Raw genomic sequence first — 26,218 nt, forward strand, 5'->3', positions numbered from 1 at the left:
GCGCGACGCGGTTCGAAGGAGTACGATATGGCGGCGACATCCCGCGAGCGGCTGTGGGGCGTGGCGGCCGGACTGGGCGCGGGCGCGATGTGGGGGCTGGTCTTTCTGGCGCCCAAGCTGTCGCCGGAGGCGTCGCCGCTGCTGCTGACCGCTGGCCGTTACCTGGCCTATGGCCTGATCGCCGCCGTGCTGATCGCACCACGCTGGCGTCGGCTGGCGCCCTTGATCGATGTGCGGGCTTGGCGGGCCCTGATATGGCTGAGCCTGGCGGGCAATCTGGTCTATTTCGCCTTTCTGGTCGTTGCCGTGCATCTGGCCGGCGTGGCCGCCTCGGCCCTGATCGTGGGCATGGTGCCCGTGGTGGTGGCCCTATGGGGGTTGCGGGACCGGAACCGGCCGCCCGTGTCGCGGGCCGCGCCGCCCATCCTTCTGGCGGCCCTGGCGGTGGGGCTGATCGGTTGGCGCGCCCTGGCGCAAGGACAGGGCGAGGCGAGCGGTCAGACGGGTGCGCAGGCCCTGATCGGCCTGGCCTGCGCGTTCGGCGCCTTGGTGTCCTGGACGGCCTATGCCGTGGGCAACAGCCGCTGGATGGCGCGACTGACCGCGGTGTCGCCGCACGACTGGTCCCTGTTGACCGGCGTGGTGACGGGCGGGTTGGCCCTTGTGTTGGCGATTCCCGCCCTGATGACTTCCACGCCTTTGGACGGGCCGGCGTGGGTGAAACTGACGGGCGTGTGCCTGGGCGTGGCGCTGCTGGCCTCCATTGTCGGCAACGCCTTGTGGAACCAGGCCAGTCGACGGCTGCCCCTGACCATGCTCGGCCAGATGATCGTGTTCGAGACGGTGTTCGCCTTCCTGTACGGCTACATCCTGGAACGACGCGCCCCGGCGATGATCGAGATCGTCGCCATCGTCCTGATGATCGTCAGCGTCGTCTGGTGCGTGCGGGCCCATCGCGTAGCGCACGCCGTCGAGGAGACGCCGCACTAAAACGAGGAACGCCGCCTCAGTGGGGCTGAAGCGGCGTCGGGAAAGGAGACGGAAAAGGCGGCGTCAGGCCGGCTTTTCCTCCAGGCGCTTGTCCAGATAGGCGCCGACGCGGCGGTCGACGGCGTCGATGTGGTCCTGCCAGAAGTGGCTGGCGCCCTCTTCCAGCTCATAGTCGATGACGATGCCCTTTTGGGTGCGCAGCTTGTTGACGACCCGCTCCACCTCGACCGGAGGAACGACCGTGTCGGCCGTCCCGTGCAGGAACAGGCCGGACGCCGGACAGGGGGCCAGGAAGCTGAAGTCGTACATGTTCGACGGCGGCGACACCGAGATGAAACCGTCCGTCTCGGGCCGGCGCATCAGCAACTGCATCCCGATATAGGCGCCGAACTGATAGCCGGCGACCCAGGTCTGGCTGGCGCCGGGATTATTGGCCTGCAGCCAGTCCAGAGCGGTGGCGGCGTCCGCCAATTCGCCGATGCCGCTGTCGAACTCGCCCTGCGACTTGCCGACGCCGCGCGAATTGTAGCGCAGGGTGGCGAAGCCGCGTTGAACGAACAACTGGTGCAGGGTGACGGCGACCGGATTGTTCATATGGCCGCCCGCCTTGGGATGCGGGTGCAAGATCAGGGCGATGGGGGCGTTCGGACGCTTGCCGGAGGAATAGCGGCCTTCGATGCGGCCGGAGGCGCCGGGCAGGATGACTTCAGGCATTGGGGCTCTGGAATCCGTTCAACTGTCATTTCGCGGCTGCGTAATACTTGACTAACCCGGTAGGACTTTCTAGGTCCCTCCGGCGCGCGCCGCCTTCGCGAAGGCGCGGGTTCTAGCACAAGAGCCCCGAAAAGCGCGCAATTTTTGAGGGTGCGAGCATGCGTCTGTCGACCAAGGGACGATACGCCGTGATGGCGATGGCCGATCTGGCCAAGAACGGCTGCGGCGAGGGCGGAGAGATTCGCGCCGTGTCCCTGGCAGAGATCGCCGCTCGGCAGGAGATTTCGCTGAGTTATCTGGAACAGTTGTTCGCTCGTCTGAGGAAAAGCGGGCTGGTCAAGAGCGTGCGCGGCCCCGGCGGCGGCTATCGCCTGGCCAAGGGCGCCGAGGAGACGGTGGTGGCCGAGATCGTTCTGGCGGTGGACGAACCCATCCGCGCGACCCGATGCGTCGCCCATGGCTCGCCCAAGGGCTGCATGCTGGCTGGCGAACGTTGCATCACCCACAATCTGTGGGAAGACCTGGGAGACGAAATCCATCGCTATCTGGCCGGCGTCTCGCTGGAGGACGTGGTGATGAACCGCACGGGACGGGGCCGACGCGCGCCCGAGACGGCGCCGACGGTGGGTGTGGCGGCATGAGCGCGATCTATCTGGATTACAACGCCTCCGGCCTGGTGCGGCCCGAGGTTCTTGAGGTCATGGCCAAGGCCCTTGCCGACAATGGCAACCCGTCGGCGGTCCATGCGGCCGGCCGCCGCGCGCGGGCCCGGATCGAGACGGCGCGGGCGCAGGTCGCGGACCTGGTCGGGGCCGATCCGACGGCGGTGGTGTTCAACAGCGGCGGCACCGAGGCCAATGCCCAAGGGATCGCCAGCGCACTGGCGGCGGGCTGTCAGCGCCTGATCGTCTCCGCGACCGAGCATCCGTGCGTGGCGGAAACCGCCGTGGCCAGCGGTGCGCCGGTCGAGGTTATGCCGGTCGACGCGGACGGCGTGGTCGATCTGGCCTGGTTGGCGCAGGCGCTGAAGCGCCCAGGCCGGGCGGTGGTCGCCATCCATCACGCCAACAATGAAAGCGGCGTGGTCCAGCCGATCGTCGAGGCGGCGAAGCTGGTGCGGGCGGCGGGCGCCTGGCTGCACGTCGACGCCATTCAGTCGGCGGGCAAGATCGCGGTCGACATCCGGGCGCTGGATGCGGACACATTGACCCTGTCGGCGCACAAGCTGGGCGGACCGCAGGGCGTGGGCGCCCTGATCTTCAAGGAGGGCGTGTCGGGCGTCCGCATCCTGCACGGGGCGGGGCAGGAGCGGGGTCTTCGTGCGGGCACGGAGAACGTGCCGGGCGTCGCGGGATTCGGCGTCGCCGCCGACTGCGCCGCGCGCGATCTGGAGGCGATGAGATCGCACGTCGCCTGGCGCGATGCGGCCGAGGTGAAGGTCAAGGCGGCGGGCGCGACGATCATTGGCGGTGGTGTGGAGCGTCTGCCCAACACCCTGTTCATTGCGGTCGAAGGCTGGGACAGCCCGCAACAGTTGATCACCCTGGATCTGACGGGAGTGATGGTGTCGGCGGGCTCGGCCTGTTCGTCGGGCAAGGTCAAGCCGTCCAAGACCATCAGCGCCATGGGATTGATCGCTCTGGCGACCGGCGGCGTGCGCGTGTCCGGCGGCTGGGGCACGACCGAAGGCGACTGGGCGCGGTTCGCCGACGCCTGGGTGGACGCCTGGACCAAACACAAGGCACGCGCCGCCGCGCGCGTGAGAGAGGTCGCCTGATGGCCGCCGTCAAGGAAACCATCGACGCCGTCGCCGCGCTGGAAAAATACGCGCACGGCTTCACCTCGGACATCGAACAGGAGTTCGCGCCCAGGGGGCTGAACGCCGACATCGTGCGTTTCATCTCCGAAAAGAAGGGCGAGCCGGAGTGGATGCTGGAATGGCGCCTCGCCGCCTATGAGCGCTGGCTGGCGATGGAGGAGCCGACCTGGGCGGCGGTGAAGTACGAGCCGGTCGATTATCAGGACCTGTTCTACTATGCGGCTCCCAAGCAGAAGGAGGGACCCAAGTCTCTGGACGAGGTCGATCCCGAAATCCTGGAGGTCTACAAGAAGCTGGGCATTCCGCTGAAGGAGCAGGAGGTGCTGGCGGGCGTGCAGGGCGCACCGCGCGTGGCCGTGGACGCCGTGTTCGACAGCGTATCGGTGGTCACGACCTTCAAGGAGGAGCTGGCCAAGGTCGGCGTGATCTTCATGCCGATTTCCGAGGCCTTGCGCGAATATCCTGATCTGGTGCGGCAATATCTGGGGTCGGTGGTGCCGGTTTCGGACAACTATTTCGCGGCGCTGAACAGCGCGGTCTTTTCGGACGGGTCGTTCGTCTACATCCCGCAGGGCGTGCGCTGCCCGATGGAGCTGTCGACCTATTTCCGCATCAATGCGAGCCAGACGGGCCAGTTCGAGCGGACGCTGATCATCGCCGACAAGGGCAGCTATGTTTCCTATCTGGAAGGCTGCACTGCGCCGATGCGCGACGAGAACCAGCTTCACGCGGCGGTGGTCGAGATCGTGGCGCTGGACGACGCCGAGGTGAAGTATTCGACGGTCCAGAACTGGTACCCCGGCGACGCCGAGGGCAAGGGCGGCATCTACAACTTCGTCACCAAACGCGCCGACTGCCGGGGCGATCGGTCAAAGGTGTCGTGGACGCAGGTGGAGACGGGTTCGGCCGTCACCTGGAAATATCCGTCCTGCATCCTGAAGGGTGAGGAAAGCTCGGGCGAGTTCTATTCCATCGCCATCACCAACGGACATCAGCAGGCCGACACCGGCACCAAGATGATCCACCTGGGCAGGAACTCGAAGTCGCGGATCATCGCCAAGGCGGTGTCGGCGGGGCGGTCGGATTCGACCTATCGCGGCCTGGTCTCGGTGCATCCGAAGGCGACGGGCGTGCGCAACTTCACCCAGTGCGACTCCTTGCTCATCGGCAAGGACTGCGGCTCGCACACCATCCCCTATATCGAGGCCCGCAACGGCTCGGCCCAGTTGGAACACGAGGCGACGACGACACGCCTGTCCGACGACCAGCTGTTCTACGCCCAGCAACGCGGCCTGTCGGAGGAGGAGGCGGTGGCCCTGCTGGTCAACGGCTTCGTCCGCGACGTGCTGCAGGAACTGCCGATGGAGTTCGCCGTCGAGGCGCAGAAGCTGGTGGCGATCAGTCTGGAAGGGAGCGTGGGTTAATGTCGATCCAAGACGAGTATACCAAAGCCAAGGCAAGCGCGGACTCGAAAGCGGCAGCTCAACGATCTGTGTTTGAGAGTCGCTGCTCAGAGCTTGCTGCACTTGGTGCGGGGCTAGCCGCTGAGACGGCCTTCCTTGCTCAATCGGGCTGGACCTTTCAAGAAGAACAGCAAGGCTTCCGCCTTGAGAATAAGATTGCCTACATTTCGCCGATCTGTTTCGCGCCAGACGGCTCGTATGTGGTCCATCACGCTTACCACTCCTCAAAATGGAGTGGAAAAGCCCCCAATGTCAGCAGTCTGCAAGACGTAAAGCGTGCAGTGGCAGAGCTGATGGTCGAATACGGAAAATAGTAAGTTGCTCTCCATCTCCAACCTCCACGTCTCCGTCGGCGACAGGCCGATCCTCAATGGGCTGACGCTCGATGCGCCCGCCGGCGAGGCCCCCGGCCACGATGGGGCCGAACGACCGATCCATGGTAGGGGGTCACCGTTGTGGAGAATGATCTGATGGAAACGATCGCCGTTCCTTTCCGTGAAGACACCGCCGATCGCTTGAAGCGCGCGGCTGCCGAAATCGGGATGCCGGTCGGCGAATTCATCGCCTCGGCCGCCGAAGGGTTCATCATGGACAATGAGGTTCATCGTGGCGAGCCGTTGTCGGCGGATCAGATCGCGCAGATCGAGGCGGGATTGGCTGCGGAGCGCGAAGGGCGGATTGTCTCGAACGAGGAGGCAAACGCCCGGCTTGCGGCGCGTCGTGCGCGGTGAAGGATTTCGAATGGTCCGACCCTGCGCTGACGGCTTTTTCTGATTTTCTCGACCATCTGGACGAACACAGCCTGGCGGCTGCAGACCGGGCGGAAGCGGAGATCAAGGCTACGCTCTGGCGTCTGGCCGCGCATCCTCATCAAGGTCGTCTGTCCCGCTGGCCTGGGCTTCTGGAGTGGAGCGCCGCCGACTGGAAGAAGATCATCGTCTATCGCGAACGCCCGGACGGTATTCGCATCATCGCCTTCTACGACGCTCGACAAGATCTGAGCGCCGTTCATCCCAATCCGAACGACTGACTGAACATGCTCTCCATTTCCAACCTCCACGTCTCCGTCGGTGAAAAGCCGATCCTCAAGGGGCTGACGCTTGAAGTGCCGGCGGGGCAGGTGCACGCCGTCATGGGGCCGAACGGGGCGGGCAAATCGACCCTGGGTTACAGCCTGTCGGGACGGCCCGGCTATGAGGTGACGGAAGGGGCGGCGTCGTGGAACGGCGTCGATCTGCTGGACCTCGACCCGGCCGAACGGGCGGCAAAGGGCGTGTTTCTGTCGTTTCAGTATCCGATCGAGATTCCCGGCGTCCCGGCCCTGACCTTCGTGCGGACGGCGCTGAACGCGCAGCGACGCGCGCGGGGCGAGGAGGAGGTGGCGGCGCCGGCCTTCCTGAAGCTGGTGCGTGAGGCGTCCAAGGCGCTGAAGATGGACTTCGACATGCTGAAGCGGCCGCTGAACGTCGGCTTCTCCGGCGGTGAGAAGAAGCGGATGGAGATCCTGCAGATGGCCCTGCTGGAGCCGTCGCTGCTGATCCTGGACGAGACGGATTCGGGCCTGGACATCGACGCCCTGCGGATCGTGTCGGAGGGGGTGAACGCCCTGCGTTCTCCCGACCGCGCCATGCTGGTCATCACCCACTATCAGCGCCTGCTCGACTATATCAAACCGGACCGGGTGCATGTGCTGGCCGGGGGCCGGATCGTGGCCTCGGGCGGGCCGGAGCTGGCGCTGGAGCTGGAGGCGGAAGGGTACGACAAGTACCTGCCGACGGCGGCTTGAGCACGGCCTTCGCCATCGACCTGAACGACGCCGGGACCTTTCCGTCGCGGCGAGACGAGGCGTGGAAATACAGCGATCTGAAGCGGCATCTTCGTGAGGCGCCAGAACCGTCGCCGACGGCCGAGGTCGGGGCGCCGGGGGCGTTCCACGACCTGGGCGGCGAGGCGATCGTCTTCGCCAACGGGCGGCCGGTGGGCGTGACCGACTTCATCGCCTCGGGAGAGCGGACGCTGCGGCTGCGCTATGTCTCCGACGCGGTCGGGACGGGCCACACAGCCGGCGCCCGGGTGTCGGCGCGGGCGGGAGCCCGGCTGCTGCTGCTGGAGACGCACGAAGGCGCGGGCTCGGCCTATGTCGCGCACAATACGCTGGAGTTGGACGTGGCGGCCGGGGCCGAGGTGACGCGTGTCGTCCTGGTCGAGGAGCCGGAGGACGCCATTTCCGTGTCCGAGGCCCATGTGAAGGTCGAGGCGGGCGGGGTCTATCGCCAGACGATCATCGCCACCGGCGCCAGGCTGCAACGGATCGAAACGCGGATCACCCATTATGCCCAGGGCGCGCAGGTCCAGGCGGACGGGCTCTATCTGCTGAACGGTTCGCGCCATGCGGACCTGACCAGCGTGGTGCGCCACGTCGAGCATGACGGCGCGACTTCGCAACTCATCAAGGGCGTGGCGCGCGACACGGCGCGGGGCGTCTTCCAGGGCAAGATCGTCGTCGAGCGCGGGGCGGACGGCACCGATGCGCGGATGGGCCACCATGCCCTGATCGCCTCCGAGCGGGCCGAGATCGACGCCAAGCCGGAACTGATCATCTATGCCGACGACGTGCAGTGCGCGCACGGCAATACGGTGGGAACGCTGGACGAAAGCGCCCTGTTCTACATGCAGCAGCGCGGCATTCCGGCCGACGAGGCGCGTGCGCTGCTGACCCACGCCTTCCTGATCGAGGTCATCGACCGGATCGAGCACGAAGGCGCGAGAGAGGTGGCGCGGGAATGGCTGACGGCGCGGCTGTGACCCTGTTCGACCCCTATGCTGTGCGGGCGCAGTTTCCGATCCTGTCGCGGTCGGTGAATGGCAAGCCCCTGGTCTATCTGGACAATGCGGCATCTGCCCAGAAGCCGCGTGCGGTGATCGACGCCCTGGTGGCGACGATGGAGGGCGGCTACGCCAACGTCCATCGGGGCCTGCACACCCTGTCGAACGAGGCGACGGAGGCCTATGAGGCAGCGCGCGAGGTCGTCGCCCGCTTCCTGAACGCCCCGTCGCCCGAAAACATCGTCTGGACCAAGGGCGGGACCGAGGCGATCAATCTGGTGGCCAACGGCCTCGGCCTGTCCATCCAGCCCGGCGACGAGATCATCGTCTCGGAAATGGAGCATCACTCCAACATCGTGCCCTGGCATCTGCTGCGGGAACGGCGCGGGGCGGTGCTCCGATGGATTCCGGTGCGGGACGACGGGGCGCTGGACATGGCGGCCTATGCCGACCTGCTGGGGCCGAGGACGCGGGTGGTCGCCGTCACCCACATGTCGAACGTGCTGGGCACCATAAATCCGGTGGCCGAAATCACCGCCAAAGCCCATGCGGTCGGCGCTCGGGTGCTGATCGACGGGTGCCAGGGGGCGGTGCACGCCGCGCCGGACGTGCAGGCCATCGGCTGCGACTTCTATGTGCTGACGGGCCACAAACTATTCGGCCCCACCGGCATCGGCGCTCTGTACGGCAAGGCCGAGGCGCTGGAGGCTTTGCCGCCCTATCAGGGCGGGGGCGAGATGATCGAGACGGTCGAGCGGAACCGCGTGACCTACGCCCGGCCGCCGCATCGCTTCGAGGCGGGGACGCCGCCGATCCTGGAGGCTATCGGCCTGGGCGCGGCGCTGGAGTGGCTGGCGCAGTACGACCCGGCGGCGGTGCAGGCGCACGAACATGGGCTGTATCAGCATGCCGTGGATCGGCTGGCGGGCCAAAACTGGCTGCGGATCCTGGGTCAGGCGGACGGCAAGGGCGCGATCCTGACCTTCGCCGTCGAGGGCGCCCACGCCCATGACGTGGCCCAGATCATGGACCGTTATGGCGTCGCCGTGCGGGCGGGCCTGCATTGCGCCGAGCCGCTGGCGAAAAGAATGGGGGTGACGTCGAGCACCCGCGCCTCCTTCGCCCTATATAACACCGTGGAGGATACGGACGCCTTCGTGGACGCGCTGATCAAGGCGCGGAACTTCTTTGTGTGACGACCGATGACCGACGAAACCGTTCAGGACAGCGACGCCTTCCGGGCCGCCTGGGACGAACCCCAGAAGAGCGCCCTGTCGCAGGCCGAGTTGGACAAGCTGACTGAAGACCTGATCGAGGCGCTGAAGACCGTCTATGACCCGGAAATCCCGGTCGACATCTACGAGCTGGGCCTGATCTATCGCGTGGACGTCAACGACGACCGCGACGTGGTGGTGGACATGACCCTGACGGCGCCGGGCTGTCCGGTCGCCGGCGAAATGCCCGGCTGGGTCGAGACGGCGGTGGAGAAGGTCGAGGGCGTGCGCAGCGCCAAGGCCAATCTGGTGTTCGATCCGCCGTGGGACGCCTCCAAGATGAGTGACGAGGCCAAGCTGGCCCTCAATATGTTCTGATGGACATGTTCTGACGATGACCGAGCTTCAGACCGCATCCCGTCCGCGCCGCCCGCGTCCCAAAATCGTGACCCTGACCGACCGGGCCGCCGAGCGCGTGCGCGAAATCCTAGCGAACGCCGACAACGCCTATGTCGGTCTGCGGATCGGGGTCAAGAACGGCGGCTGCGCGGGGCAGGAATACACCTTCGCCTATGCCGACGCGATCGGGCCGCTGGACGAAGTGGTCGAGGACAAAGGCGTGACCGTCCTGATCGAGCCCAAGGCGGTGCTGTTCCTGATCGGCACCGAAATCGACTACGAGACCACGCGGCTGGCGTCCAAATTCGTGTTCAACAATCCCAACCAGACCGACGCCTGCGGCTGTGGCGAGAGCGTGACGATCGTTCCGGCCGCCGCCGACTGACATGACCTATGAGGCGGACTTCGGCGAATGGGTCCGCGAGCATCTGGCGGGCCTGGGGCGGCTGGAGATCAAGCGGATGTTCGGCGGGGCGGGGGTGTACGCATCCGGCGTGATGTTCGCCGTGCTGGACGACGGCGTGGTCTGGTTGAAAGCCGATGAGGCCCTGGCCGCCGCCCTGGAGGCCGAAGGCGCGCGGCCCTTCACCTATCCGACCAGGACCGGCGCGTCGGTCAGCCTGGGCTTCTGGGGCCTGCCGGAGGCGGCGGTCGATGATCCGGACCTGGCTGTGGACTGGGCGCGCCGCTCTTTGGACGTGGCGCTGAGAAAGGCCGCCGAGAAGAAGCCCCGGAAATCCCGGAGCCGTTAAAGTCGGCGGAAAGCCTGACCCTCGACGTCGAACAGGTAGGCCTGCGCGGCGGGCACATGCAAGGTCAGCGCCTCGCCGGGCTGGGCCTTCAGGTCGGCCGGGGCCTGGACCGTCAAAGTGTCCGAGGCGGCGGGATGGTTCAGGTGGGCCAGGGCGGCGGCGCCCAGGGTCTCCACGAACATGACCTGGGCGGTCAGCACGTCGCCGTCGCCGGACAAGCTCAGGTGTTCGGGCCGCACGCCCAGGGTCGCCTTGTCGCCCGGGCGGGCCGAGGCGGCGTCCACGGCGACGCGCAAGGTCTGGCCTCCTTCGATCTGCACGACCGCGCCGGTCGCCGACGCCTCCACGAGGGTGACGGCCAGCAGGTTCATCTTGGGGCTGCCGATGAAGCCGGCGACAAATAGGTTGGCCGGGTGGTCGTAAAGCGCCATCGGTGCGCCGACCTGTTCGATTCGGCCGCCGTTCAGCACCACGATGCGGTCGGCCAGGGTCATCGCCTCAACCTGATCGTGGGTGACGTAGATCATGGTGGTCTTCAACTCGGCATGCAGGCGCGCGAATTCGTAGCGCATCCGCACACGCAGGGCGGCGTCGAGGTTCGACAGGGGCTCGTCGAACAGAAAGACCTGCGGCTCGCGCACGATGGCGCGGCCGATGGCGACGCGCTGGCGCTGGCCGCCCGACATGGCCTTGGGTTTGCGGTCCAGATAGTCGGTTATGCCCAGGGTTTCGGCGGCGCCGCGGACGCGGCGGTCGATCTCGGCCTTGTCCGTCTTGGCCAAACTCAGACCGAAGGCCATGTTCTGATAGGCCGTCATGTGCGGATAGAGCGCATAAGACTGGAACACCATGGCGATTCCCCGGTCCGACGGGGACAGGTCGTTGACCATCCGGTCGCCGATCCAGACTTGGCCCGTGGTGGCGTCCTCCAGGCCGGCGATGGTCCGCAGCAAGGTGGACTTGCCGCAGCCCGAGGGGCCGACGAAGACCACGAACTCGCCGTCGGCGATCTCCAGATCGACGCCCTTCAGCACCGGGACGGCGCCGAACGCCTTCTTCACCTCGACAAGACGGAGGTTGGCCATGCTCTGCGTTTCCTGAACCCGTTGTATCTTTTGGGCCACCGTAACCGGTTACATCGGGCGGATCAAGACGATCGAAGACTGGGCGGACGCTGTCAGATCGATTTGCAAAGTTGCGAAATTCATCTTTCGCAAAACGGCGACGCTGGTTAGAAGCCCCACGGTTTTGAAGGGGAGCCGTTCTATGGCGCGACGCAGAATCCTTATGGGCACAACGGTCTGGCTGGCGGGGGCCGTCGTCGCCCAGGCGCAGGAGGGCGCAAGGCCGGTCACGCATGTGGACGATGTGGTGGTGACGGGGTCGCGCATCGCGGGCGGCGACCGCATCGCGCCGGTCGAAGTCATCGGCGCGGACACTCTGGCTGCCGCCGGCGTGTCGGACTTGTCGCAGGCACCCCGGCTGGTCACGGCCAATTCGGGATCGGAGAATCAGGTCGATCAACTGAATCAGCCGCAAAGCTCGGGCACGGCGCAGTTCAATCTGCGGAACCTGGGCCTCGGCTCGACCCTGGTGCTGGTGGACGGGCAGCGCTGGACCAGCAGCGCCGTGATCGCCACCGACGGGTCGGCCTTCGTCGACATCAACTCCTTGGCGCCGACCATCGCTTTTCAGAGGATCGAAGTGGTCAAGGACGGCGCCTCGGCCGTCTATGGATCGGATGCGGTGGCGGGGGTGGTGAATTTCATCACCCGACACGGCGTGACGACGCCGGAGGCGCGGGCCAAATACGCCGTGGCGGACGGGTCCGAGGAAACAGTGGTGGAAGCCCTGGGCGGGTTCGGCTTGCTGGGCGGCGACCTGACGCTGGCGGCGTCGCATTTCCACCGCTCGGCCTTGGGGTCGGACGAGCGCGACTTCACCCAGGCCCAGCGATACGGCCGCGCGGCCTGGACCGCCGTGACCAGCTACGGCCAGCCGGGGTCGTATTTCCGGTCCAGTCGGAACGCCTATTCGCCCGATCCGGCTTGCGGGAACCCGGCCTTCGCCGACGCCTACCGCAATTCGCCGACCGACAGCTTCTGCCGGCTGGACTATTCCGACTTCTTCGACCTGGTTCCTCAGGAGACGCGGACGCAGGTGTTCGCCGACTATCGGCGGCCGATGGGGAGGGAGACGACCCTGTCGCTTCAGGGCGCCCAGTCCTCGACCTGGACCGAAGCGCGGCTGACGCCGTCGCTGCCGATCCTGGCGCGGGCGCTGACCGTTCCGGCCACCCATCCCGACAATCCGTTCGGAGAGGACGTGCTGTTTCGCGGCCGCCTTCTGGGGGCGGAGGCGGGGGCGATGCGGTCCCGGTTCGATTATCGCACCTGGCGTCTGGCCGCGGGTCTGGACGGCCGGTTCGACGGCGGTTGGACTTGGACTCTGGCGGCGACCGCCAGCCGCCAGCACGTCGCCTATGACAAGCCGGACGTGATCGGCAGCGCGCTTCAGAACACCCTGAGGGGCCTGGGCGGCGCCGGTTGCGACGCCGCCACGGGGACGCCGGGCGCGGGGCCGTGCCGATACTTCAATCCGTTCGGCAGCGCCTATCTGGGCACGGGAACGGCGAACAGCGCCGCCCTGATCGAAAGCCTGACCGGCGATGTCGGCCTGAGGGGCGCCGCCGGCCTGATCACCGTCGAGGCGTCGACAGGCGGTCAGACCCTGGCCTGGACCGGCGGATCGGTCGATGTCGCCCTGGGCGCCCAGTATCGCCGCAGCGCCTTCCGCCACGACTGGAGCGACCTGGTGAATGCGGGGGAGATGCTGACGGCCGGCTATTCGCCCGATTTCAACGGGGATCAACAGGCGCTGGCGGCCTTCGGCGAGGCGCGGTTGCATCTGGGCGAACGCATCGAGGCGCAACTGGCCGGGCGTTACGAAACCTATGACGGCGATCAGGGCCGATTCAGCCCCAAGACCGCAGTGCGCTGGGATGTCACCGACGACCTGGCTTTGCGCGCCTCCTGGGGGCAGGGGTTCCGCGCGCCGTCGGTCTATGCCCTGTCGGGCGCCCAGGCGTCGCAGCCGTCGGTGTTCGACCGGGGCGCTTTCGTCTTCGTCAACACCCTGACCTCCGGCGATCCGGGTCTGAAGCCCGAAAAGTCCGAGAGCCTGACCTTCGGCGCCCAGTGGCGGCCGATCAAGGAATTGAACCTGAGCCTGGACGCCTGGCGGTTCGACTACGCCGATCTGGTGATCAAGGAATCGGCCCAGGCCGTCATCGACAGGGCGACGGCCGATACGACGGCGGGTCTGACCGGAACGGAGGCCCAGCGCAAGGTGACGCGGGCGCAGAACGGCGCCCTGACCTTCGTGCAATTGGCCTTCGTCAATGCCTCGTCTATCCAGACGCAAGGGATCGACCTGTCGGCCCGCTATGGCCGCGATCTGTGGGGCGGACGGGCGACGGCGTCGGCGACCTGGACCTATGTGGACCGTTACGACATCCGGCTGAACGCCGGATCGGCTGCGGTATCGGGTGTCGGCTCGACCAATCTGAACAACATCGGTCGGTCCCTGCCGCGCGATCGCGGAGAATTCGCCCTGGGCTGGAGCAGCGGGTCGCAGGGCGTGACCGCCCTGGTCCACTACACCAGCGGCTATCGCAACGACCGCAGCGGCATTACTGACCCTCAGATCGCCAGCCAGACGACGCTGGACCTGCTCTACACCCGCCAGATCGGCGCCGACGTGGACCTGTCGCTGGGCGTGGTCAATGTCATGGACAAGGCGCCGCCCCTGGCCCAGTTCGCCCTTGGCTACGACCCGGTCGTCGCCGATCCGCGCGGGCGGGTGGTCAGCCTGGGGCTGACGAAGCGGTTCTGAGCGGCTAGGAGGCGATCATGATCACGATGTACGGCATTCCCAACTGCGACACGGTGAAGAAGGCGCGCGTCTGGCTGGACCAGCACGGCGTGGCCTATCAGTTTCACGACTACAAGAAGGCCGGGATAGACGCGGGACGGCTGGGGCTGTGGATCGAAGAACACGGGTGGGAGACGGTGCTGAATCGCGCCGGCACGACGTTCAAGAAATTGCCCGAGATCGACAAGGCGAACCTGAACAGGGACAAGGTCATCGCCCTGATGATCGCGCAGCCGTCGATGATCAAGCGGCCGGTGCTGGACCTGGGAGACCGGCGCCTGGTCGGCTTCAAGCCGGACGCCTACGCCGCCGCCTTCACCTGAGTTCGAGCGTCGCGGCCACGCCGAAGTGGTGGGACGGATACTCGCCGCCGGTCGGCGTGTCGCCGAAGATATGGGCCCCGACTGGAGCGAAGAACGCCCGCTCGGCGAAGATGTGGTCGATGACGCGGTTCGGATGACCCTTGGCCGGGTTCAGGGTGGTCAAGACCGCGTTTCGGGGCAGGGCGCTGAAGAAGCGGGCGTCGGTCAGGGTTGTCAGGCCGGAATCGTCCTGGGTCGCGTTGAAGTCCCCCATGACGACCAGCGGCGCGCCGTCCTGCGGCAGCCAACTCAGCAGATGCTGGATCTGACGCGCCCGCACCGGGCCGGCGTCCTCTTGCCAGGCCAGATGGGTGACGACGATATCGACGGGGCGACCGGCATCCGACACCCGCACACGCAGGGCGGTGCGGAAGTCGTTCGTCGGTTCCAGCCTGACCTTGTCCTCGGCCAGCACGGGCAGGCGCGTCAGCAGGGCGTTGCCGTAGCGGCGCGGCGCACCCTCCGGATCGGTCGATACGAAGGCGACGGAATAGCCGCCCAGTTCGCGCGCCAGCATCCGCGCCTGGTTTTCCAGGCCGACATTGGCGTCTTCCAGCACCTCTTGCAGGGCGATGACGTCGGCGTCCTGGTCCCTGAGCGCCGCGATCAGCAGTGGACGCCGCGCGGCCCAGTCGCCCTGATTGTGCCAGATGTTGAACGTTACCAGCTTTAGCCGCGCGGGCCGTGGGGCCGCGGATGTCGTCGCGCAGGCAGCCAGCGGCAGGGCGGCCGCCGCGCATAGTAGGGCGCGTCTGGCGATCATGCGCCGGACCTCAGCCCTCGACCTCGGTTTCGGGGCGGTCGTGACCGTCGGCGCTTTCGGTGATCCAGCGTCCGTCGGCGGTTTCGTATTCGATGGCGGCCGTCTGGTCCGGCACCCGCTGCTCGCGCGCGGCGCGCACCGCCGCCGCCTTGGCCGCATCGTGACTGGAGAAGGTTTCGGAGAAGGTCTCGCCCGCCTTATAGGCCCAGCCTCCGTCATGTTCGACGATACGATAGACGACGTGGGCCACGGGGTGTTCCTTTCTTGTGTCGGGTCCTCACCCTAGACCGGGGTGGATGGGTTGGAAACGTCCGGCGGACCTTACGAAGATTTCACGTCCGGGCGCGCATCCGTAGGGGCGGGCCGCAGCCTCTTGTGGTCATAAGGGCGCTGCAACGGCGGCCCGATACGGATCACAAGGCATACGTCATGGAAGACTTCATTCCACTTTTCGCCATCTTCGCCGTCTTCGGCACCATCACGGCCATCGTCTTCGGGCCCACCTTCCTGAAGTATCGCGAGAAGCGGGACATCCAGGAGACGGTGCGGCATGCGGTGGACAAGGGCCAGGCCCTGCCGCCCGAACTGATCGACGCCCTGACCAAGGATGTGCAGAAGTCGCTGCCGTCGCGCACCAAGGACATCCGGCGCGGAATCATCTGGCTGGCGACCGGCATCGGCCTGGCGGCCTTTGGTCTGGTCAGCCAGTTCAGCGGCCGTCACTGGGACGGCGATATCGGCAACGGACTGCTGGGCGTGGCCTGCATCCCGGCCACCATCGGCCTGGCCTATATCGTTCTGAGCTTCTTCAATCCGCACAAGGACTGACGGCGTCCCGGGGGAAACCGTCATGACCAAGTCACTTCGAGAACTTCACGATGTCGAACTGGCCGTCCAGGCGGCGGCCGGTGGGCGGCGCGAGTACGGCGAGCTGGTGCGGCGACACGGCTCTGCGGTGCGGGGCCTGCTGCGCCGGATGGGCGCCGCGCCCTCCCTGGCGGACGACGTGGCGCAGGACGCCTTCCTTCAAGGCTTCCAGCGCTGCGCCGAGTTCAGGGGGCAGGGGACCTTCGCCGGCTGGATCAAGAAGATCGCCGCGCGCCTGTATCTCAAGCGCGTGGCGCACGAGGCCCGCTATGTCGCCGAAAGCGAGGTCGAGGAGGCCGGAACGCCCGTCGATCACGCCGGAACCCTGGACCTAGACGAGGCGATGAAGGCGTTGAACGAAACCGAGCGGGTGTGCGTGTCCCTGTGCCACGGCGCGGGCATGTCGCACCCCGAGATCGCGGCGGCCATGAATCTGCCGCTCGGAACGGTGAAATCCCATGTCAAACGTGGTCTGGATAAGCTCCGCGCGCGGCTTCAGCCGGCGGCGACGAACGGAAGGGCGAGCCATGTCGGCTGACGAATTCGACCCGATGATCGAGCGGATGTTCGCCCGGACGCCGCCTTTGGCCGACCAGGCCCTGTTCCTGGCGGTGTTTCAGGCGCGGCTGGAGAAGCGTTCGCGCTGGCGCAGCCTGATCCTGACGGCGGCGGGCGTGATCGGCGGTGGCCTGGCCCTGCGCGAGGGCGTGCATGTGAACTTCTCCGACGAGGGCGGGGCCCCCGTGGTTCGCGGCGTGACATCGGCGGCTTCGGCCGCACAGGATGTGGTTCAGACGGGACTGGATGGAGTGGGCCTGGGATCGCTGGACCTGATGAGCGGGTCCGGGATGGTGATGTTCTGGGCCGTGGCCGGGGCCCTGGTCGCCCTGCTGGCCGCCGGCGCGGTGAAGCTGTCGCAGGACATCTGAACCAGGGCGCGGTCGAATCGCTGGCAGGCGATTGGCCGTGCCGGAAAAGCGGCGGCGCAGGACGGCCGCCGTTTTCCTGCCGAAGTCGGGACCTACTGCTCGAAAAAGCCGGCTAGGCCGTGACGGATCACGTTGCGGGCGAAGCGCCGACCTTCTAGGGTCCGCGCCGGTTTGCTTTTAGCGATTTTGGGGCGACGTTTCAGTGGTTGATGTCTTCGAGCAGGTCGAGGAGGAGCTTCGCTCCGAACGCTACAAGCGTCTGGCCCGCACCTGGCTGCCTGTCGTGGGCGTCGTTCTGGTGGTTGCGCTGATCGGCGCCCTGGGCTGGTGGGGTTGGGATTCCTACAGCTCCAACCGGGCGGCCAAGGGGGCGGCGGCCTATGACCGCGGCATGGAGGCCCTGCGCGCCGAAAAGCCGATGGACGCCCGCGCCGCCTTCGAAGAGGCCGTGAAGGCCGGCGGAGCCTACAAGGTTCTGGCTCTGCAGCAGCAGGCCGGCCTGGCTGTGACCGCCAACAAGATTCCCGACGCTGTGCGTCTGTTCGACGAAGCGGCGAAGGCTGCGGGCGACCCGATCCTGGGCGATCCGGCTGCGCTGAAGGCCGCTTTCCTGATCATGGACACCGCGCCCCTGGCCGAGGTCGAAAAGCGGCTGCAGCCCTTGGCCGACGACAAGCGCCCGCTGCACGCCTTCGCTCAGGAGGCTCTGGCCCTGGCGCGCCTGCAGCACGGCAAGATCAAGGAAGCGCGCGAAGCTTTCGTTCTGTTGCAACTGGGTCAGGACGTGCCGGATTCGGTGCGCCAGCGCGCCCAGATCGCCATCGAGTCGATCGACGCCGGAACGGCCGCCGCCCTGTTGGGCATCGCCAAGGCCGCCGCCGTCGCTCCTGCGCCCGCCGCCCGCGCCGGCAATGCGCCTACGCCTTCGGCTTCTGCTCCCGCCGCCGCCCAACAGTGACGACCTCCAACAGGACGCCCCCGATGAATCGAGTTCTGAAAGTCGCGCTGATCTGCGGCGTCGCGGCCACCATGGCCTCATGCGGCACCCTGACCCGCAACCTGCCGTTCATCGGCAAGAAGGATCAGCCGGGGGCCACCGCCTCGGCCGGCCAACGGATCTCGGTGCTGGAGTTCGAACAGCAGTTGGCGCCGTCCGCCGCTCTGTCGGGCCGTGACTTCTTCCTGCCCGGACCGCAGGCGGCGACGGCCTGGACCCAGCCGGGCGGCACGACCGAGAATCTGGTCGAGCATGTCATCGCCGCCCCGAACTTCCAGATCGCCTGGAAGCGCGACATCGGCGCCGGTTCGGCCCGCGTCGGCAACGTCATGGCGCCGGTCGTGGCAGACAACGGCAAGATCTTCGTCCTGGACGGCGATTCGACCGTGTCGGCCGTATCCGCCGACACCGGCGAAGTCCTGTGGAAGACCAGCGTCAAGAACCCCGAGCGCGACCGCAGCGGCGGCTTCGGCGGCGGCGTGGCCGTCGGCGGCGGCAAGGTCTTCGTCTCGTCCGGCTATCGGTCCATGTCGGCGCTGGACGCCAACACCGGCGCCGTCGTCTGGACCCAGGCGGTCGATTCGCCGATCCACGGCGCCCCGACCGTGGCGGGCAATCGCGTCTTCGTGGTCGATGTGGACAGCCAGCTATTCGCCTTCGACACCACGACCGGCGCCCAGGACTGGGCCTATCGCGGCATCGCCGAACCGGCGCGCGTGATGCGGGCCGCCAGCCCGGCGGTGTCGGGCAATACGGTGGTGGCGCCCTTCGCCTCAGGCCAGTTGGTCGCCCTGTCGGCCGTCAATGGCCAGGCGGTGTGGGAGGAAACCCTGTCGCGCACTAGCCGCACCAGCGCCCTGTCGGAAGTGCGCGACGTCGCCGGCCGTCCCGTCATCAGCCGGGGCATGGTCTATGGCGTCAGTCATTCGGGGGTGCTGGGCGCGCTTGACCTGCGCTCGGGCCAGCCCAAGTGGCAACTGCCCGTCACGGGCGTCAACGCGCCCCTGCCGGTCGGGGACGTGGTCTATGCCGTGTCCAAGTCGGGCCAACTGATCACCGTCAACCGCGACACGGGCCAGGTCTATTGGACCCGCGAGCTGAACGAGGGGCGTGCGCGCAAGGAAGGCGGCTTCCTGACCTTTGGTCGCCGCACCATCACGCCGCAATGGTCGGGACCGCTGCTGGCGTCGAACCGTCTGGTGCTGGTCAATTCCTTTGGCGAGGCGGTGGCCTTGGATCCGAAGACCGGCGCACAGCAGACGACGCTGAAGCTGGGCGCCCCTGCCTATATCGCCCCGGCCGCCTACAATGGCGCGCTTTATGTGCTGACCGATACTGGTCAGTTGATCTGTATCCGCTGACGTTTCAGCCAAACTGCGTTAGAAGGCCGACATGGCTCTGAAGGTCGCCATCGTCGGCCGCCCCAATGTGGGCAAATCGACACTGTTCAACCGCCTCGTCGGCAAGCGTCTCGCGCTGGTCGACGACCGGCCCGGCGTGACCCGGGACCGCCGCTATGCGGACGGCAATATCGGCGATCTGGACCTGACGCTGATCGACACCGCCGGCTACGAGGACGTCACAGACGAAAGCCTGGAAGCCCGGATGCGCGAGCAGACCGAGGCGGCCATCGAGGACGCAGAGCTGATCCTGTTCATGATGGACGCCCGCGAAGGCGTCACGTCGCTGGACCGTATCTTCGCCGACCGTCTGCGCAAGGTGCACAAGCCGGTTATCCTGCTGGCCAACAAGTCCGAAAGCCGCGAAAGCGGCGGCGGCGTGGGCGAGGCGCACGCCCTGGGCTTCGGCGAACCCGTCGCCATCTCGGCCGAGCATGGTGAAGGGATGGCGGACCTTTACGCCGCCCTGGTCGCCGCCTCTCAGGACATCTTCGTCGAGGAAGTCGACGAGCCGGACAAGCCGATCCGCATCGCCGTCATCGGCCGGCCGAACGCGGGCAAGTCGACCCTGATCAACCGCCTGATCGGCGATGACCGCCTGCTGACCGGGCCGGAGGCGGGGATCACGCGCGACTCCATCTCGGTCGACTGGGTCTATGAGGACAAGAACATCCGGCTGGTGGACACCGCCGGCATGCGCCGCAAGGCTCGCGTTCAGGAGAAGCTGGAGAAGCTGTCGGTCGCCGACACCATCCGCGCCATCACCTTCGCCGAAGTCGTGGTCCTGGTAATGGACAAGGACGACGCCTTCGACACTCAGGATTTGCAACTGGCCGACCTGGTCGAGCGCGAAGGCCGCGCCCTGGTCTATGTGGCGTCCAAATGGGACCTGGAAGAAGAACCCCAGTCGCGCCTGTCCAAGCTGAAGACCATGGCCGAGGACAAGCTGCCCCAACTGAAGGGCACGCCCTTCGTCGCCCTGTCCTCGCACAGCGGTCGGGGGGTGGAGCGTCTGATGCCGGCGGTGCTTCAGGCCCATGACACCTGGTCGGTCAAGGTGAAGACCAAGGACCTCAATACCTGGCTGTCGATGGCGACCCAGCGGCACCCGCCTCCCGCCGTGGACGGTAAGCGGATCAAACCGAAATACATGGCCCAGACCAAGGCCCGCCCGCCGACCTTTGTGCTGATGGCTAGCCGCGCCGAGGCGATGCCGGATCATTACAAGCGGTATCTGATCAACTCCCTGCGCGAGAGTTTCGACCTGCCCGGCACGCCGATCCGTCTGGTGGTCAAGACTAGCGGGACAAACCCTTATGTCGATGGCGGCGCCAAGTCGGGGCCGGAACGGTTCAAGGGTGCGGCCAAGACCGCCCCGCGTCGGGTGCAGAAGGCCGAAAAGGCCGAGGAACGGCTGTCGAACCTGCCCGGCAAAGCGCTGGAGCAGAAGGCCAAGGCCGGCATCAAGCCCAAGGTCAAACCCCTGGGCGGGTTGAAGGCCAGCGCGTCCAAGAAGTCGGGGAGCAACGCCTTCGTCGGCAAGGGCGCCCGCGGCGGGGCCCGCCAGGTCTCGCGCTCGGGCCGCGTCCGCACCGGCCAGAAGGGCGGCGCCAAACGTTGAGGTCGGGGCGCTGACCGCATGAGCGACGGCGAACCCGCTGTTTTGCCTGATCGGCCGACGTCTCGCTGGCTGATCCTGGACGGGCAGGGCCGGGTGCTGCTGTTCCACTTTCGCTATGTCGAGGGTCCGCTGGCCGGAACCGCCTTCTGGGCCACGCCCGGCGGCGGGTGTGAGCCGGGCGAAACCTATGAGGACGCTGCGCGCCGCGAACTGTTCGAAGAGACAGGGCTGGTCGTCGATGATCCGGGACCCGAGGTGGCTCGGCGCATCGTGTGTTTCCGCCTGCCGGACGGGCGGATGGCGCGGGTCGATCAGCGGTTCTTCCTGCTGCGGACAGAGGCGTTCTGCCTGTCGGCTTCGGGCTGGACCGAGGAGGAACACAGGGTGTTGGCCGAGCATCGCTGGTGGACCGTTCAGGAGATTCGCGCGAGCGATGAAACCATCTGGCCTGATGATCTGGTCGAACTAATCGCACCACTCACATTGACTGAGACGTGACTTTTCGATGAGAAGACCAATAGGGTTCATGTAGGCTCAACCGCGTCATGCCCATCCTGTCCGCTGTCCTTCATGCACGCCTTAAGTTGAGGATTGTACGCCCCAGTTTTTCCAGGACTGCGTCGCGATAGGTGCGGCTGACCACCAGTTCGGCGCCGCTGTTCATCGTCAACCGCCAGGCGCCGTCCGACAGCGGTTGGACCTGTGCGACACGGGCCAGGTTGATCAGGCTGGATCGGTGGCTGCGGGTGAAGAGGCGCGGGTCCAGGCGCGCCTCCAGAGACTGCAAGGTGTCGCGGATCAGGCCTTCCTTGCCGTCCCAGTTGACCACGACATAGTTGCCGGCCGAAGCGAACCATTCGATGTCGCCGACCGAGACTGAGGCGCGCGTCCGGCCCGTGGATACCAAGACTCGCTTGGTCGGCTCTGGTTCCAGCGTGCGGGCTTCGGACAGGGCGGCGGTCAGGACGGCGATCCGGTCGCGGGCATCACGCGCGCTGCGCCAGTAGGCGGCAGCCAGACCGACAGCGACGACGGCGGTGTAGAGAAGAAGGACGACCGGCAGCCGATCGATGGTCCGCGCCGCCCATTCCTCGCCCTCGCTGGCGTGTTTCAGGAAATCCATGTCGGTGCGGGCGTTCAGGGCGGCGATCAGGGGGACTGCCAACAGCATGACGGCGGCCAGAACGCCCGCCGCCCGCCACCCCGCGCCGACCCGGCGAATCACGCTCCATGTCAGCCCTGCGACCCCCAGCCACGGCATGTAGGATAGGGCCGCCCAAAGCAGGGAGGCGCCCACGGACAGGTCCGCCATCCCGCGCCGCAGATACCAGGCGACGGCGAACACGGTGGCGACATAGCTGTAGGCCGCGAACAGGCCGACCGCCGCCGCGACGGGCGCGTGACTCAACCGACGCATAAGGGGCGAAGGCGCTTGCGGACCAGCAAGGTCGCGATCCAGACGACGATCAGGCATTGCAACAGGACGGTCGGCCACAGCTGGCTCCAGGGCGCGGGCATGGCGGTCAGGAAGTTGCCCGAGAAGGCGCTCAGTACCGCAGAGTACGCGCCCAGCATCTTCGTTAGATGCTCGTAAGTCCACAGGTTCGGCGAAAAGGGCCAGGACGTCGGGGCTGCGAAACGCCACAGATCCCAGACGCCCATCGTCAGGGCGCTGGCGGCCAGGGCGGCCGAGACGGTTGCGGGACCGTCGGAACGGCCGCTCGCCAGCAGAACGAGAACCCACAGGCCAACGCCGATCACGCCCAGGGTCGCGGCCCAGTCCAGGGGGCGGGCGCGGTCCTCGGCGTTCAGGTCGGGCCGCTTTCGCCCCAACACCCGCACGCCCGAGAACAGGCTGAGGGTGGCGGTCGCCGAAAGGGCCAGGAAATAGGTGTTGAACCGCAGCGCTGTCATCGCCCAGGCGCAGATCAAAAGGACGGCCATCAGACCGACGAACAGCCGCCCCCAGAACCGATGGGCGCGTCCGCCTTTGCGCGTGACGATGGGCATGACGCCGACCAGAACGGCGCAAAGCCCGGTCGAGACGTGGACGATCAGAAAGGACGAGAACAGGGTCATGGACCCCGCCTTGCCGACCTCCGCCCCGCATCGCCACCCTTCGGGGACGAACGGCGGCGAGCAGGGATGAAAGTCTCAGATCAGGGCTTCGGTCGATGGGCCGGACTTCCAGTCCCGGAACCGGATGGTCAAGGGCGGCGTCGCGTCCGGGCGGGCCAGATCGACGACCAGGGGGCCGATCGCTGACGGATGGGGCAGGGCGGACGGGTCTTCCCCGGGATAGGCCTGGGCGCGCATGGCGGTGCGCATCCGGCCCGGATCGACGATGCAGGCGCGGACCGGGGTGCTCTCGATCTCATCGGCCCAGGCCTTCACTAGGGCCTCGGCCCCCGCCTTGGTCGCGGCGTACATGCCCCAGAAGGCGCGCGGGCTGGCGGCGATGCTGGTGGTCAGGTGAATGGCCCGCCCGGCGTCGGAGGCGCGCAGCAGCGGCTCCAGCGAACGGATCAGGCGATAGACGGCGGTGAAGTTGGTCTTCTCGACCTTGGCGAACTCGCGCGGATCGGCGTGGGACACCGGCGTCAGACCGGACGGCCCCATGGTCGCGGCGGCGTGGACCCACACGTCCAGCTTCTTGAACCGCTCGAAGATGGCGCCGCCCAGACGGTCGATGGCCCCGCCGTCCACCAGATCGAACGGGATCAGGGTGGCGTGGCGGCCCGTGGCGGCGAAGATGGCGTCGTCCAGTTCCTCCAGGCCGCCCTGGGTGCGAGCGGTCGCGATGACGTGTGCGCCCGCCTTGGCCAGCGCCAGCGCGCTTTCATAGCCGATGCCGCGCGATGCGCCGACGACAAGAGCGATACGGTCGTTCAGGGGAAGATCGGACATAGGGCCTGATAGCGCGGCCTTGACCGTAAGGCCAAGCGCCGCGCGCGCGTCAGGTTCGCTTTATGCGCTGACCAGCAGGGACAGCTGTTTGGCACCGAACTCGCGGCCGCCTTCCTCGATCTCCCGATCCAGCAGGCGGGTGGGATAGTCGCCGGTGAAGTAGTGGTCGGTGAACTGCGGGTTGGCGTTGTCGCGGCCGGGCTCGCCCATGGCGCGGTACAGGCCGTCGATGGACAGGAAGCCCAGCGAATCGACCTCCAGCATCTCGCGCATCTCGTCCAGCGTCTTGTTGGCGGCCAGCAACTGGGCGCGTTCCGGCATGTCGATGCCGTAGAAGTCGGGATAGAGGATTTGCGGGCTGGCGGAACGCAGGTGAACTTCCTTTGCGCCGGCGGCGCGGACTGCGCGGACCAGTTTCACCGAGGTCGTGCCGCGCACGATGGAATCGTCGATCAGAACCACGCGCTTGCCGGCCAGGGCGGCCTTGTTTGGGCTGTGCTTCATCCGCACGCCCTTCTGCCGGGCGCCCTGGCTGGGTTGGATGAAGGTGCGGCCCAGATAGTGGCTGCGGATGATGCCCATCTCGTAGGGGATACCGCTTTCCTGGGCGTAGCCTAGGGCTGCCGGAACCCCGGAATCAGGCACGGGCACGACGATGTCGGCGTCCACGCCCAATTCGCGGGCCAGGCCCCGGCCCATCTCTTTTCTGACTTCATAGACCGAGCGGCCGTTCACGACCGAATCGGGGCGGGAGAAATAGACGTATTCGAACAGACAGGGCCGCGCCGCGCGGGCGGGGAAGGGCTTCAGCGAACTCAGGCCGCTGTCGTCGATGACGACGATTTCACCGTGTTCGACGTCGCGCACATAGGTCGCGCCCATCATGTCGAGCGCGCAGGTCTCGGACGCCAGCACCCAGCCGTCGCCTAGCTGGCCCAGAACCAGCGGGCGGATGCCCAGCGGGTCGCGCGCGCCGATCATCTTGGTGCGGGTCTGGGCGACCAAGGCGTAACCGCCCTCGATCCGCGCCAGGGCGTCGATGAAACGATCGACGATCTTGGCTTTGCGGCTGCGGGCGATCAGGTGGAGGATGACTTCCGAATCCGAGGTCGATTGGAAGATGGCGCCTTCGCTGACCAGCTGGGCGTGCAGAAATTTGAAGTTGGTCAGATTGCCGTTGTGGGCGATGGCGATGCCGCCCTGGTCCAGGTCCGCGAACATCGGCTGGATGTTGCGAAGGAAGCTGCCGCCTGCGGTGGAGTAACGGGTGTGCCCCACGGCTGCGCGGCCGGGCATCCGCTGCGACAGGTCGGCGCCGCCGAAGGCTTCGCCCACCAGACCTTGGTGGCGTTCGGTGTAGAAGCGCTCGTCCTTGACGCTGGCGATGCCGCAGGCTTCCTGACCGCGATGCTGAAGGGCGTGCAGGCCAAGGGCGACGACTGTGGAACCTTCGTCTTCGTCAGCGCCCCAGATGCCGCAGACGCCGCATTCCAGACGCAACTGATCGTCCTCGGGCTCGCGCCAGTGGGGGCGGTGAACGACGGGATCGGCGATATGATGGCGCATCGTCGGGCTCCGATGACCGGGGGACTTCAAGGGGCGGCGTCGCGGCGCGAGTTAGGCCCGGATTGCGTCGGGGGCAAGGCTTCGTCGTTCGAAAACCCGCTGCGCACGGAGGAATCGATCACCGGGGTGATGGCGTCGGCCCCCTTGGCCACGCCGGGCAGGATGATCTGGATGGCGCGCGCACCCATGGCGCTGACGGTATAAAGGCGCGCCTCAGCCAGCCAGCGCGGCGCACGCTGGTCCGGCAGGGCGGCGACGATGACCAGATGGACCGCTCCGATCAGGGTCAGCGCCCGCCCTGCTCCGACCAGAAGCCCCAGGATACGATCCACGACCCCTAGCGGGCTGGCCTGTGCCGACTTGGAGATCAGCGACCCGGCGAGACGCAGGCCGAAATAGACGATGAAGAAGGTCAGGACGGCCGCCAGGATGGTTCCGGCCCAGTCTGGATCGACCAATGCGCGACCCGCGATGGCGGTCCAGGGCAGGGCGATCAGGGCGACCAGGGCGGCCAGAACGGCGCTGAGCAGGGTCACGATCTCGCGCACGCCGCCCCGCAGCCATCCGGCGGCGGCCGAGAAGAGCAGGACGATGATGACAAAGACGTCGTAGCCGGTCATCGTGGGGCTCACTCTAATAATTCGCCCCGCCCATCCTAACCCGTCATCCTAGGACCTGTCCCCAGGATCCATACGC

31 protein-coding genes are annotated in these 26,218 nt (G+C 66.9%); 22 read left to right on the forward strand and 9 right to left on the reverse strand.

The window, feature by feature from the left end:
• Positions 1–27 precede the first annotated feature (27 nt).
• A complete protein-coding gene (locus QE389_RS01915; protein ID WP_307364123.1) occupies positions 28–990 on the forward strand; it encodes a DMT family transporter in 963 nt (320 codons plus the stop codon).
• Positions 991–1,053: 63 nt separating this feature from the next.
• Here the strand turns inward: QE389_RS01915 and QE389_RS01920 are convergent, their stop codons facing one another.
• Positions 1,054–1,704, reverse strand: a complete 651-nt coding sequence (locus QE389_RS01920) for an alpha/beta hydrolase (RefSeq protein WP_307364125.1) — start codon at positions 1,702–1,704, stop codon at positions 1,054–1,056.
• A 158-nt stretch (positions 1,705–1,862) separates the two neighbouring features.
• On the opposite strand from QE389_RS01920, the gene QE389_RS01925 reads away from it, so the two are divergent.
• From QE389_RS01925 to QE389_RS01980, 12 genes are all read left to right on the forward strand, one after another.
• Complete coding sequence (locus QE389_RS01925; RefSeq protein ID WP_307364127.1) at positions 1,863–2,345, forward strand: Rrf2 family transcriptional regulator; 483 nt, start codon at positions 1,863–1,865, stop codon at positions 2,343–2,345.
• Positions 2,342–3,481: a cysteine desulfurase family protein gene (locus QE389_RS01930; RefSeq protein ID WP_307364129.1), complete on the forward strand. Its 1,140-nt coding sequence runs from the start codon at positions 2,342–2,344 to the stop codon at positions 3,479–3,481. The genes QE389_RS01925 and QE389_RS01930 overlap by 4 nt, the downstream gene beginning before the upstream one ends.
• Positions 3,481–4,947, forward strand: coding sequence for a Fe-S cluster assembly protein SufB (gene sufB, locus QE389_RS01935; RefSeq protein ID WP_307364131.1), 1,467 nt, complete (start codon positions 3,481–3,483; stop codon positions 4,945–4,947). Before QE389_RS01930 ends, sufB begins: the two co-directional genes overlap by 1 nt.
• A complete protein-coding gene (locus tag QE389_RS01940; protein WP_307364133.1) occupies positions 4,947–5,300 on the forward strand; it encodes a hypothetical protein in 354 nt (117 codons plus the stop codon). The genes sufB and QE389_RS01940 overlap by 1 nt, the downstream gene beginning before the upstream one ends.
• 156 nt (positions 5,301–5,456) lie before the next feature.
• Positions 5,457–5,717: a hypothetical protein gene (locus tag QE389_RS01945; protein ID WP_307364134.1), complete on the forward strand. Its 261-nt coding sequence runs from the start codon at positions 5,457–5,459 to the stop codon at positions 5,715–5,717.
• Positions 5,714–6,016 carry a type II toxin-antitoxin system RelE/ParE family toxin gene (locus QE389_RS01950; RefSeq protein ID WP_307364136.1) on the forward strand — a complete coding sequence of 101 codons (303 nt, stop codon included), beginning with the start codon at positions 5,714–5,716 and terminating at the stop codon, positions 6,014–6,016. The genes QE389_RS01945 and QE389_RS01950 overlap by 4 nt, the downstream gene beginning before the upstream one ends.
• Positions 6,017–6,022: 6 nt before the next feature.
• Entirely contained in the window at positions 6,023–6,772 is a 750-nt protein-coding gene (gene sufC / locus QE389_RS01955) for a Fe-S cluster assembly ATPase SufC (protein ID WP_307364138.1), read from the forward strand.
• Complete coding sequence (gene sufD, locus QE389_RS01960) at positions 6,769–7,791, forward strand: Fe-S cluster assembly protein SufD (RefSeq protein WP_307364140.1); 1,023 nt, start codon at positions 6,769–6,771, stop codon at positions 7,789–7,791. The genes sufC and sufD overlap by 4 nt, the downstream gene beginning before the upstream one ends.
• Positions 7,770–9,008, forward strand: a complete 1,239-nt coding sequence (locus QE389_RS01965; protein WP_307364142.1) for an aminotransferase class V-fold PLP-dependent enzyme — start codon at positions 7,770–7,772, stop codon at positions 9,006–9,008. Before sufD ends, QE389_RS01965 begins: the two co-directional genes overlap by 22 nt.
• 6 nt (positions 9,009–9,014) lie before the next feature.
• Positions 9,015–9,404: an SUF system Fe-S cluster assembly protein gene (locus QE389_RS01970; protein ID WP_307364144.1), complete on the forward strand. Its 390-nt coding sequence runs from the start codon at positions 9,015–9,017 to the stop codon at positions 9,402–9,404.
• A 16-nt stretch (positions 9,405–9,420) separates the two neighbouring features.
• The gene (locus QE389_RS01975; RefSeq protein WP_307364146.1) at positions 9,421–9,810 is read left to right on the forward strand and encodes an iron-sulfur cluster assembly accessory protein; all 390 of its coding nucleotides are present in this window, start codon (positions 9,421–9,423) and stop codon (positions 9,808–9,810) included.
• A 1-nt stretch (position 9,811) separates the two neighbouring features.
• Positions 9,812–10,177: a TfoX/Sxy family protein gene (locus QE389_RS01980; RefSeq protein WP_307364148.1), complete on the forward strand. Its 366-nt coding sequence runs from the start codon at positions 9,812–9,814 to the stop codon at positions 10,175–10,177.
• Here the strand turns inward: QE389_RS01980 and QE389_RS01985 are convergent.
• On the reverse strand, positions 10,174–11,262 hold the full coding sequence (locus QE389_RS01985) for an ABC transporter ATP-binding protein (protein ID WP_307364150.1): 1,089 nt from the start codon (positions 11,260–11,262) through the stop codon (positions 10,174–10,176). The two genes, QE389_RS01980 and QE389_RS01985, sit on opposite strands and share 4 nt — an antisense overlap.
• Positions 11,263–11,443: 181 nt before the next feature.
• Here QE389_RS01985 and QE389_RS01990 point away from each other — a divergent pair, with 181 nt between their 5' ends.
• Both QE389_RS01990 and QE389_RS01995 read left to right on the forward strand, forming a co-directional pair.
• The gene (locus tag QE389_RS01990; RefSeq protein ID WP_307364152.1) at positions 11,444–14,071 is read left to right on the forward strand and encodes a TonB-dependent receptor domain-containing protein; all 2,628 of its coding nucleotides are present in this window, start codon (positions 11,444–11,446) and stop codon (positions 14,069–14,071) included.
• Between the two features lie 14 nt (positions 14,072–14,085).
• Positions 14,086–14,433 (forward strand): ArsC family reductase, encoded by a 348-nt coding sequence (locus tag QE389_RS01995; RefSeq protein ID WP_307368859.1) that lies wholly within the window; start codon positions 14,086–14,088, stop codon positions 14,431–14,433.
• Here the strand turns inward: QE389_RS01995 and QE389_RS02000 are convergent.
• Both QE389_RS02000 and QE389_RS02005 read right to left on the reverse strand, forming a co-directional pair.
• Entirely contained in the window at positions 14,426–15,235 is an 810-nt protein-coding gene (locus QE389_RS02000) for an endonuclease/exonuclease/phosphatase family protein (RefSeq protein WP_307364154.1), read from the reverse strand. The two genes, QE389_RS01995 and QE389_RS02000, sit on opposite strands and share 8 nt — an antisense overlap.
• A 10-nt stretch (positions 15,236–15,245) precedes the next feature.
• On the reverse strand, positions 15,246–15,485 hold the full coding sequence (locus tag QE389_RS02005; protein ID WP_292088567.1) for a hypothetical protein: 240 nt from the start codon (positions 15,483–15,485) through the stop codon (positions 15,246–15,248).
• A gap of 179 nt (positions 15,486–15,664) precedes the next feature.
• Here QE389_RS02005 and QE389_RS02010 point away from each other — a divergent pair, with 179 nt between their 5' ends.
• The 7 genes from QE389_RS02010 to QE389_RS02040 all read left to right on the forward strand — a co-directional run bounded on the left by QE389_RS02010 (position 15,665) and on the right by QE389_RS02040 (position 21,547).
• Positions 15,665–16,063, forward strand: coding sequence for a DUF6249 domain-containing protein (locus QE389_RS02010; RefSeq protein ID WP_292088563.1), 399 nt, complete (start codon positions 15,665–15,667; stop codon positions 16,061–16,063).
• Positions 16,064–16,085: 22 nt separating this feature from the next.
• Positions 16,086–16,640 carry an RNA polymerase sigma factor gene (locus QE389_RS02015; RefSeq protein WP_307364157.1) on the forward strand — a complete coding sequence of 185 codons (555 nt, stop codon included), beginning with the start codon at positions 16,086–16,088 and terminating at the stop codon, positions 16,638–16,640.
• Entirely contained in the window at positions 16,630–17,031 is a 402-nt protein-coding gene (locus QE389_RS02020; RefSeq protein WP_307364159.1) for a hypothetical protein, read from the forward strand. The genes QE389_RS02015 and QE389_RS02020 overlap by 11 nt, the downstream gene beginning before the upstream one ends.
• A 202-nt stretch (positions 17,032–17,233) precedes the next feature.
• Entirely contained in the window at positions 17,234–17,989 is a 756-nt protein-coding gene (locus tag QE389_RS02025; protein ID WP_307364161.1) for a tetratricopeptide repeat protein, read from the forward strand.
• 23 nt (positions 17,990–18,012) lie between these two features.
• Complete coding sequence (locus QE389_RS02030; RefSeq protein ID WP_307364163.1) at positions 18,013–19,389, forward strand: PQQ-binding-like beta-propeller repeat protein; 1,377 nt, start codon at positions 18,013–18,015, stop codon at positions 19,387–19,389.
• A gap of 31 nt (positions 19,390–19,420) precedes the next feature.
• Positions 19,421–21,049, forward strand: coding sequence for a ribosome biogenesis GTPase Der (der, locus tag QE389_RS02035; RefSeq protein WP_307364166.1), 1,629 nt, complete (start codon positions 19,421–19,423; stop codon positions 21,047–21,049).
• Positions 21,050–21,067: 18 nt separating this feature from the next.
• On the forward strand, positions 21,068–21,547 hold the full coding sequence (locus tag QE389_RS02040) for an NUDIX hydrolase (RefSeq protein ID WP_307364168.1): 480 nt from the start codon (positions 21,068–21,070) through the stop codon (positions 21,545–21,547).
• Positions 21,548–21,617: 70 nt separating this feature from the next.
• Here QE389_RS02040 and QE389_RS02045 read toward each other — a convergent pair whose 3' ends face one another.
• The 5 genes from QE389_RS02045 to QE389_RS02065 form a co-directional block, all read right to left on the reverse strand.
• Positions 21,618–22,457 (reverse strand): LytTR family DNA-binding domain-containing protein, encoded by an 840-nt coding sequence (locus QE389_RS02045; RefSeq protein ID WP_307364170.1) that lies wholly within the window; start codon positions 22,455–22,457, stop codon positions 21,618–21,620.
• Positions 22,454–23,128, reverse strand: coding sequence for a hypothetical protein (locus QE389_RS02050; protein WP_307364172.1), 675 nt, complete (start codon positions 23,126–23,128; stop codon positions 22,454–22,456). Before QE389_RS02050 ends, QE389_RS02045 begins: the two co-directional genes overlap by 4 nt.
• Before the next feature lie 75 nt (positions 23,129–23,203).
• The gene (locus tag QE389_RS02055) at positions 23,204–23,956 is read right to left on the reverse strand and encodes an SDR family NAD(P)-dependent oxidoreductase (protein WP_307364174.1); all 753 of its coding nucleotides are present in this window, start codon (positions 23,954–23,956) and stop codon (positions 23,204–23,206) included.
• 60 nt (positions 23,957–24,016) lie between these two features.
• A complete protein-coding gene (gene purF / locus QE389_RS02060; RefSeq protein ID WP_307364176.1) occupies positions 24,017–25,522 on the reverse strand; it encodes an amidophosphoribosyltransferase in 1,506 nt (501 codons plus the stop codon).
• Positions 25,523–25,548: 26 nt separating this feature from the next.
• Entirely contained in the window at positions 25,549–26,142 is a 594-nt protein-coding gene (locus QE389_RS02065) for a CvpA family protein (protein WP_307364178.1), read from the reverse strand.
• Positions 26,143–26,218: the final 76 nt, after the last annotated feature.

The organism is Brevundimonas sp. SORGH_AS_0993 (genome assembly GCF_030818545.1).
Lineage (GTDB): Bacteria > Pseudomonadota > Alphaproteobacteria > Caulobacterales > Caulobacteraceae > Brevundimonas.

What these genes read in the sequence shown, in the direction of transcription:
- QE389_RS01915 (WP_307364123.1), top strand. Translation starts at nt 28, where the DNA reads ATGGCGGCGACATCCCGCGAGCGGCTGTGGGGCGTGGCGGCCGGACTG.
- QE389_RS01920 (WP_307364125.1), bottom strand. Translation starts at nt 1,704, where the DNA reads ATGCCTGAAGTCATCCTGCCCGGCGCCTCCGGCCGCATCGAAGGCCGC.
- QE389_RS01925 (WP_307364127.1), top strand. Translation starts at nt 1,863, where the DNA reads ATGCGTCTGTCGACCAAGGGACGATACGCCGTGATGGCGATGGCCGAT.
- QE389_RS01930 (WP_307364129.1), top strand. Translation starts at nt 2,342, where the DNA reads ATGAGCGCGATCTATCTGGATTACAACGCCTCCGGCCTGGTGCGGCCC.
- sufB (WP_307364131.1), top strand. Translation starts at nt 3,481, where the DNA reads ATGGCCGCCGTCAAGGAAACCATCGACGCCGTCGCCGCGCTGGAAAAA.
- QE389_RS01940 (WP_307364133.1), top strand. Translation starts at nt 4,947, where the DNA reads ATGTCGATCCAAGACGAGTATACCAAAGCCAAGGCAAGCGCGGACTCG.
- QE389_RS01945 (WP_307364134.1), top strand. Translation starts at nt 5,457, where the DNA reads ATGGAAACGATCGCCGTTCCTTTCCGTGAAGACACCGCCGATCGCTTG.
- sufC (WP_307364138.1), top strand. Translation starts at nt 6,023, where the DNA reads ATGCTCTCCATTTCCAACCTCCACGTCTCCGTCGGTGAAAAGCCGATC.
- QE389_RS01965 (WP_307364142.1), top strand. Translation starts at nt 7,770, where the DNA reads ATGGCTGACGGCGCGGCTGTGACCCTGTTCGACCCCTATGCTGTGCGG.
- QE389_RS01970 (WP_307364144.1), top strand. Translation starts at nt 9,015, where the DNA reads ATGACCGACGAAACCGTTCAGGACAGCGACGCCTTCCGGGCCGCCTGG.
- QE389_RS01975 (WP_307364146.1), top strand. Translation starts at nt 9,421, where the DNA reads ATGACCGAGCTTCAGACCGCATCCCGTCCGCGCCGCCCGCGTCCCAAA.
- QE389_RS01980 (WP_307364148.1), top strand. Translation starts at nt 9,812, where the DNA reads ATGACCTATGAGGCGGACTTCGGCGAATGGGTCCGCGAGCATCTGGCG.
- QE389_RS01985 (WP_307364150.1), bottom strand. Translation starts at nt 11,262, where the DNA reads ATGGCCAACCTCCGTCTTGTCGAGGTGAAGAAGGCGTTCGGCGCCGTC.
- QE389_RS01990 (WP_307364152.1), top strand. Translation starts at nt 11,444, where the DNA reads ATGGCGCGACGCAGAATCCTTATGGGCACAACGGTCTGGCTGGCGGGG.
- QE389_RS02000 (WP_307364154.1), bottom strand. Translation starts at nt 15,235, where the DNA reads ATGATCGCCAGACGCGCCCTACTATGCGCGGCGGCCGCCCTGCCGCTG.
- QE389_RS02010 (WP_292088563.1), top strand. Translation starts at nt 15,665, where the DNA reads ATGGAAGACTTCATTCCACTTTTCGCCATCTTCGCCGTCTTCGGCACC.
- QE389_RS02015 (WP_307364157.1), top strand. Translation starts at nt 16,086, where the DNA reads ATGACCAAGTCACTTCGAGAACTTCACGATGTCGAACTGGCCGTCCAG.
- QE389_RS02020 (WP_307364159.1), top strand. Translation starts at nt 16,630, where the DNA reads ATGTCGGCTGACGAATTCGACCCGATGATCGAGCGGATGTTCGCCCGG.
- QE389_RS02030 (WP_307364163.1), top strand. Translation starts at nt 18,013, where the DNA reads ATGAATCGAGTTCTGAAAGTCGCGCTGATCTGCGGCGTCGCGGCCACC.
- der (WP_307364166.1), top strand. Translation starts at nt 19,421, where the DNA reads ATGGCTCTGAAGGTCGCCATCGTCGGCCGCCCCAATGTGGGCAAATCG.
- QE389_RS02040 (WP_307364168.1), top strand. Translation starts at nt 21,068, where the DNA reads ATGAGCGACGGCGAACCCGCTGTTTTGCCTGATCGGCCGACGTCTCGC.
- QE389_RS02050 (WP_307364172.1), bottom strand. Translation starts at nt 23,128, where the DNA reads ATGACCCTGTTCTCGTCCTTTCTGATCGTCCACGTCTCGACCGGGCTT.
- QE389_RS02055 (WP_307364174.1), bottom strand. Translation starts at nt 23,956, where the DNA reads ATGTCCGATCTTCCCCTGAACGACCGTATCGCTCTTGTCGTCGGCGCA.
- purF (WP_307364176.1), bottom strand. Translation starts at nt 25,522, where the DNA reads ATGCGCCATCATATCGCCGATCCCGTCGTTCACCGCCCCCACTGGCGC.
- QE389_RS02065 (WP_307364178.1), bottom strand. Translation starts at nt 26,142, where the DNA reads ATGACCGGCTACGACGTCTTTGTCATCATCGTCCTGCTCTTCTCGGCC.